The sequence below is a fragment of the Kitasatospora sp. NPDC057198 genome, from assembly GCF_042670125.1.
GTDB lineage: Bacteria > Actinomycetota > Actinomycetes > Streptomycetales > Streptomycetaceae > Kitasatospora.
Map to the genome: position 1 here is coordinate 1 of NZ_JBHUWH010000482.1, position 5,716 is coordinate 5,716.

At 74.7% G+C, this 5,716-nt stretch carries 5 protein-coding genes; 3 read left to right on the plus strand and 2 right to left on the minus strand.

Annotated elements, in window-relative coordinates; all coding sequences use genetic code 11:
• Positions 1–53: 53 nt before the first annotated feature.
• The 3 genes from ACFUEL_RS33645 to ACFUEL_RS33655 are packed head-to-tail and all read left to right on the plus strand — an operon-like array spanning position 54 to position 3,409.
• Positions 54–839, plus strand: coding sequence for an ATP-binding cassette domain-containing protein (locus ACFUEL_RS33645; protein WP_380241036.1), 786 nt, complete (start codon positions 54–56; stop codon positions 837–839).
• A complete protein-coding gene (locus ACFUEL_RS33650; protein WP_380241038.1) occupies positions 836–2,185 on the plus strand; it encodes a sugar ABC transporter permease in 1,350 nt (449 codons plus the stop codon). Before ACFUEL_RS33645 ends, ACFUEL_RS33650 begins: the two co-directional genes overlap by 4 nt.
• A gap of 12 nt (positions 2,186–2,197) precedes the next feature.
• Entirely contained in the window at positions 2,198–3,409 is a 1,212-nt protein-coding gene (locus ACFUEL_RS33655; RefSeq protein ID WP_380241040.1) for an ROK family protein, read from the plus strand.
• Between the two features lie 140 nt (positions 3,410–3,549).
• Here the strand turns inward: ACFUEL_RS33655 and ACFUEL_RS33660 are convergent, their stop codons facing one another.
• Together ACFUEL_RS33660 and ACFUEL_RS33665 are read right to left on the minus strand one after the other, a co-directional pair.
• A complete protein-coding gene (locus ACFUEL_RS33660) occupies positions 3,550–4,842 on the minus strand; it encodes a glycoside hydrolase family 6 protein (RefSeq protein WP_380241042.1) in 1,293 nt (430 codons plus the stop codon).
• A 212-nt stretch (positions 4,843–5,054) separates the two neighbouring features.
• Positions 5,055–5,716, minus strand: a 662-nt coding sequence (locus ACFUEL_RS33665) for a glycoside hydrolase family 6 protein (RefSeq protein WP_380241044.1), incomplete at its 5' end; no start/stop codon positions are given.

The following is a 5,716-nucleotide window of genomic DNA, read 5'->3' on the forward strand; positions in this document are numbered from 1 at the left end:
GTGCCGCCCCGGGCACGGGGCCCGCCCCCCGTCGACCCCCAGGAGCCCCACCCATGACAGAAACACCCCTCCTCGAACTGCGCGGGATCGACAAGCGATTCGGCCCCGTCCAGGTCCTGCACGACGTCGCGCTCAGCGCCCGGGCGGGGGAGGTGACGGCCCTCGTCGGCGACAACGGCGCGGGCAAGTCGACGCTCGTCAAGTGCATCGGCGGCATCCACCCCGTCGACGCGGGCGAGTACCTCTTCGAGGGCCGGCCGGTCCAGGTGCACAGCCCGCGCGACGCCGCCGCGCTCGGCGTGGAGATCGTCTACCAGGACCTCGCGCTGTGCGACAACCTCGACATCGTCCAGAACATGTTCCTCGGACGGGAGAAGCGCCGCGGCCTGGTCCTCGACGACGCCACCATGGAGGAGATGGCCGCCGCCACGCTCAAGAGCCTGTCGGTGCGCACCGTCAAGTCGCTGCGGCAGAAGGTCTCCAGCCTCTCCGGCGGCCAGCGCCAGACCGTGGCCATCGCCAAGGCGGTGCTGTGGAACAGCAAGCTGGTGGTCCTCGACGAGCCCACCGCCGCCCTCGGCGTCGCCCAGACCGCCCAGGTCCTCGAACTCGTGCGCCGACTGGCCGACAACGGCCTGGCCGTCGTCCTCATCTCGCACAACATGAACGACGTCTTCGCGGTCGCCGACCGGATCGCCGCGCTCCACCTGGGCCGGACGGCCGCCCAGGTCAGGGCCACCGACGTGACGCACGCCCAGGTCGTCGAGCTGATCACCGCGGGCCGCAGCGGCGACCTCGGCCCGCAGGACACCTCCACCTCCAAGGGAGCCACCGCATGACCGCCCTCGCCCCCGAGCAGCCCGAGCAGCCCGGAAAGGCCGAGCAGCCCGGAAAGACCGGACACCCCGGGAAGGCCGAACAAGCCGGGAAGAACGGGCCGTTGGAGAAGAACGGGGAGCCGGAGCAGACCGGGAAGCCGGCCGGGCCCGGACCGGCGGAACTCGCCCGCGGCTACCTCGACCGGCTCCGCGCGGGCGAGCTCGGCTCGCTGCCCGCCGTCGCCGGCCTGGTCGTGCTGTGCACGTTCTTCGCGCTGCTGCGCCCGGTCTTCCTGTCCAACCTGAACTTCGCCAACCTGCTCACCCAGAGCGCCGGCAGCATCGCCATCGCCATGGGCCTGGTCTTCGTCCTGCTGCTCGGCGAGATCGACCTGTCGGCCGGGTACGCCAGCGGCGTCTGCGCCGCCGTGCTGGCCGTCCTGCTGACCGACCACGGCTGGCCCTGGTACGGCGCGGTGACCGCGGCCGTGCTGACCGGCGCGGTGATCGGCCTGCTGCTGGGCACCCTGGTCGCCAAGGTCGGCATCCCGTCCTTCGTGGTCACGCTGGCCGCGTTCCTCGGCTTCCAGGGCGTCGTGCTGATGCTGCTGAAGGAGGGCACCAACGTCTCGATCAAGGACCCGACCGTCCTGGCGATCGCCAACGACAACCTCAGCCCCCTGCTCGGCTGGCTGCTGCTGGCCGCCTGCGCCGCCGGGTACGCCGTCCTCCAGGTGCGCCGCAGCCGCGACCGGCGCGGCCGCGGCCTGGCCGGGACGCCGCCGGTGCTGCTCGCCGTGCGGATCGGCGCCGTCGTCGTGCTCGGCGCCCTCGCCGTGGACCTGCTCAACCAGGAGCGCAGCCGCAACGTCCTGGTCAACTCGCTCAAGGGCGTCCCGCTGGTGGTGCCGGTGATCGGCGCCCTGCTGCTGCTCGGCACCTTCACCCTCCAGCGCACCCGCTTCGGCCTGCACGTGTACGCCGTCGGCGGCAGCCCCGAGGCCGCCCGCCGGGCCGGCATCAACGTGGCCTCCATCCGGATCGCCGCGTTCGTCATCTGCTCCTGCCTGGCCGCCGTCGGCGGCGTCGTCGCCGCCTCCCGGGGCAACTCGGTGGACCCCAACACCGGTGGCAGCAACGTCCTGCTGCTGGCCGTCGGCAGCGCCGTCATCGGCGGCACCAGCCTGTTCGGCGGCCGCGGCCGGATGGTCGACGCGGTGCTCGGCGGCCTGGTCGTCGCGGTGATCCAGAACGGCATGGGACTGATGGGGTACAGCTCGGGCGTCAAGTACGCTGTCACGGGATCGGTACTGCTGGTGGCCGCCGGCGTGGACGCCATGTCCCGCCGCCGCACCGCCCGACGATGAGGGTCACCCGCCATGAAAGCCGGTCCTTCCCAGGAAGAGGTCCGCCAGCACAACCTGGGTGCGCTGCTGCGCCACGTCCACTTCGAGGGGCCCACCTCGCGCGCCGTGCTGGCCGCCGAACTGGGCCTCAACCGCAGCACCATCCTGGGCCTGGTCGGCGACCTGGCGGCCGCGGGCCTGGTCCGCGAGGAGGCGCCGCAGGAGACCGGCCGGGCCGGGCGGCCCTCCCTGGTGGTCAGCCCCGAACCCGCCCGCGCGCACGTCCTCGCGCTGGACGTCGGCGTGGAGCGCCTGTCCGCCGCCCTGGTCGGGCTCGGCGGCGCCTTCCTGGAGCGCCGCGCGCACCCGTGGCCCGGCGGGCAGCCGCAGGACCCGGGCCGGGTGGCCGACATCCTCGCCGGGTTCGCCCACCAGATGCTCGCCCGCACCCCCGACGGCAGCACCTGCGTCGGCGCCGCCGCGGCGGTCCGCGGCATCGTCCGCCACCCCGACGGCCTGGTCGGCCTCACCCCCAACATGGGCTGGAAGGGCGTCGACCTCGCCGGGGCGCTCGCCGACCGGCTCCGCCCGGACGTGCCCGTCCTGGTCGCCAACGAGGCCAACCTCGGCGCGCTCGCCGAACACCGCCGCGGCACCGGCCGCGGCAGCCGCAACCTGGTCTACCTGCACGGCGAGATCGGCATCGGCGCCGGGGTGATCGCCGCCGGCGAACTGCTGCGCGGGGAGCGCGGATACGCCGGCGAGATCGGCCACATGACCGTCAACCCGCACCAGGGGCGGCCGTGCGGCTGCGGGGCCCGCGGCTGCCTGGAGGCCGAGGCCGGCGAACGGGCCCTGCTGGAGGCCGCCGGCCGGGACGGCCGCGCCACCGGCGGCGAGGCCGTGCGCGCCGTCGTCACCGCCGCCGACCTCGGGGACGTCACCGCGCGCGCCGCCCTGCACCGGGTCGGCGACTGGCTCGGCATCGGCATCGCCAACCTGGCCAACCTCTTCGACCCGGAACTGGTCGTCCTCGGCGGCACCCTCCGGGACGTCTTCCTCGGCTCCGCCGCCCAGGTCCGCAGCCGGATCAACACCAACGCCCTCGCCGCCGTCCGGGAGCAACTGCGCCTGCGGGTCAGCGAACTGGGCGACGACACGGTACTGATCGGCGCCGCCGAACTGGCCTTCGCCGAGCTGCTCGCCCGGCCGCTGGAGACGCTCGCCCGGCTCTCCGACCGGTAGGCGCGGCCCGCGAGGGGGTACGGCCGGCCCGCGAGGGAGTACGACGGTCCGCGAAGGGGTACGGCCGGTCCGCGAAGGGGTACGGCCGGCCGCCGTCCCCCCGGGCAGGAGGGGACGGTGGCCGGCCGTACGACGAGGGGTCAGTGCCGCCGGGCGGTGTTGAAGGCCAGCGCCGGGCTGGCGTTCTCCACCAGGGACGCGGCCTGCTCGGGCCACCAGGCACCGGCGGCCGGGTCGACGACGCCGTACTCCGGGTCCACGGTGCCGCCGGGGCCGCCGCGGTTGCACTGGCCGTCGGACTGGCCCACGGTCTTGACCCACAGGTAGGCGTCGGCGAGCGGCACCCCGGTGTCCGCGGTCGGACGGTCGCCGATCCCGCTGCCGGGCGCGTTGCACCAGGTCTGCGGGTCTCCGCTGTACTTGCCGGCCGGGGGCTTCCAGTCGCCGCGGCCGTTGCGGCTGGTGTCGACCACGAAGTGGGCGAGCTCGCCGGCGGACGGGCTGCCGACGTTCTGCTGGAACCACTGGTCGGTCCAGTGCCAGCTGGACGGGTCCTCCACGTCGACCGCGTTGCCCGGCTGCCCGTCGTTCGGCGCCGCGGGGGAGTAGTACTGGCTCGCGCACCAGTCGGCGTGCCCCCGGGCCCAGTCCGGGCCCTCGGTGGCGAACCACACGCACTGCGAGACCCAGGTGCCGTAGCGGGTGGCCCGGTCGGTGGCGAAGTAGTTGGAGACGTTCAGCGAGAAGCCCTGGGCGCGCCCGACGCCCGCGTCGATCAGGCGCTGCGCCGCGGTGCCGACGCTCTGCCAGTGGCTGTTGCCCGCGTCCAGGTAGACCACGCTGTTCGGCTGCCGCTCCAGCGCGTCGACCGCGTGGTTGAGGTCGGCGAGCCGGCCCGCGGTCTGCTCGCCGGCAGGGTCCGCGCCCGGGGCGCAGTCGGCCGGGAGGTTGGCCAGCCCGTCCGGCTCCAGCACCACCACGGCCTTGCTGTCGCCCAGCCCGCGGGCGAAGGCGTCGATCCAGGCCCGGTAGTCGGCGTCCGACTGCGCGCCGCCGGCGGAGTACTGGGAGCAGTCCCGCAGCGGGATGTCGTACGCGACCAGCACGGGCACCGCCCTGGCGCGCCCGGCGCGCCGCACCAGGTCGCGGACCTGCGCCTCGACCTCGGCCGGGGTGCCGCCGGTGAACCACGCGGCCTCGGGCCAACTGGCCAGCTTCGCCATGTCCCGGGCGCCGGCCAGGTCGTGCTGCTTCAGGTCGGTGAGCGCCTGGCGGGCCGCGTCGCTGTCGGGGTCGACGTAGAACACGGTGTCCGGGGCGAGCGTGTGGGACGCCGGGGCGGGGTGCGGTGCGGCAGCGGCCGGGACGGCGGCGCCGATCAGCAGCGCCAGGGCGCCCGCCGGGAGGGCGGCGCGGTGCAGGGGAATGCGCACGGTGTTCCTTCGAAGGATGGTGGGTGTCGGGTGGCGGCGGGCCCGGGGGGGAGCGGCTCCCCGGGCCCGGCCGGTGGTGCGGCGGGCGTCCCGTTCGGTGGCCCGGTGGCCCGGTGGCCCGGTGGCCCGGTGGCCCGGTGGCCCGGTGGTGAGGCGGCCCGGTGGTGAGGCGGCGCGGCGGTGCGGCGAGCGTTCGGCGCGGTGACGGGCCGTCAGTAGCCGTAGACCATCTTGTAGGCGACCTCCGGCAGGAACTGCCCCGCCGAGGAGCCCGCCCCGACGCCGCAGTTGCCGTCGGACTCGCCCGGCTCCTTGATCCACAGCAGCATCTCGGCGCCGCCGCCCGTCCGGGTGGGCGTGCCGATCCGGCGCCCGGCCGGGTTGCACCACTGGCCGTTGGAGCCGTTGCCGTTGCGGCTGGTGTCGATCACGTACGGCTTGGTGTAGCCGTACGCGCCGAGCGCGCTGTTGACGGCGTTGCCGTAGGCGGTGTTCTGACTGGTGGTGAAGTAGTTGGAGACGTTCAGCGAGAAGCCGTGGGCCCCGCTGACCCCGGCGGCGGCCAGGTGCTGCGCCATGGTGGGGGCGCTGATCCAGCCGGGGTTGCCGGCGTCGAGGTAGACCCAGGTGTTGGGGGCCTTGGCCTTGAACTGCGCGATGGCGTTCTTCAGCATGGCGTTGCGGTCGGAGACCTGGGCGGGCGTCAGGCAGCCCTGGTCGCCGAGCGCGTCGGGTTCGAGGACGACCACCGCGGGGCGGTTGCCGATGCCGCCGGCGAAGGCGGCGATCCAGGTGTCGTACGCGGCGCGGCTGCCCGCGCCGCCGACGGACTGGCCGCCGCAGACGTCCCGGTCGGGGATGTTGTAGGCGACCA

What these genes read in the sequence shown, in the direction of transcription:
- ACFUEL_RS33650 (WP_380241038.1), top strand. Translation starts at nt 836, where the DNA reads ATGACCGCCCTCGCCCCCGAGCAGCCCGAGCAGCCCGGAAAGGCCGAG.
- ACFUEL_RS33655 (WP_380241040.1), top strand. Translation starts at nt 2,198, where the DNA reads ATGAAAGCCGGTCCTTCCCAGGAAGAGGTCCGCCAGCACAACCTGGGT.
- ACFUEL_RS33645 (WP_380241036.1), top strand. Translation starts at nt 54, where the DNA reads ATGACAGAAACACCCCTCCTCGAACTGCGCGGGATCGACAAGCGATTC.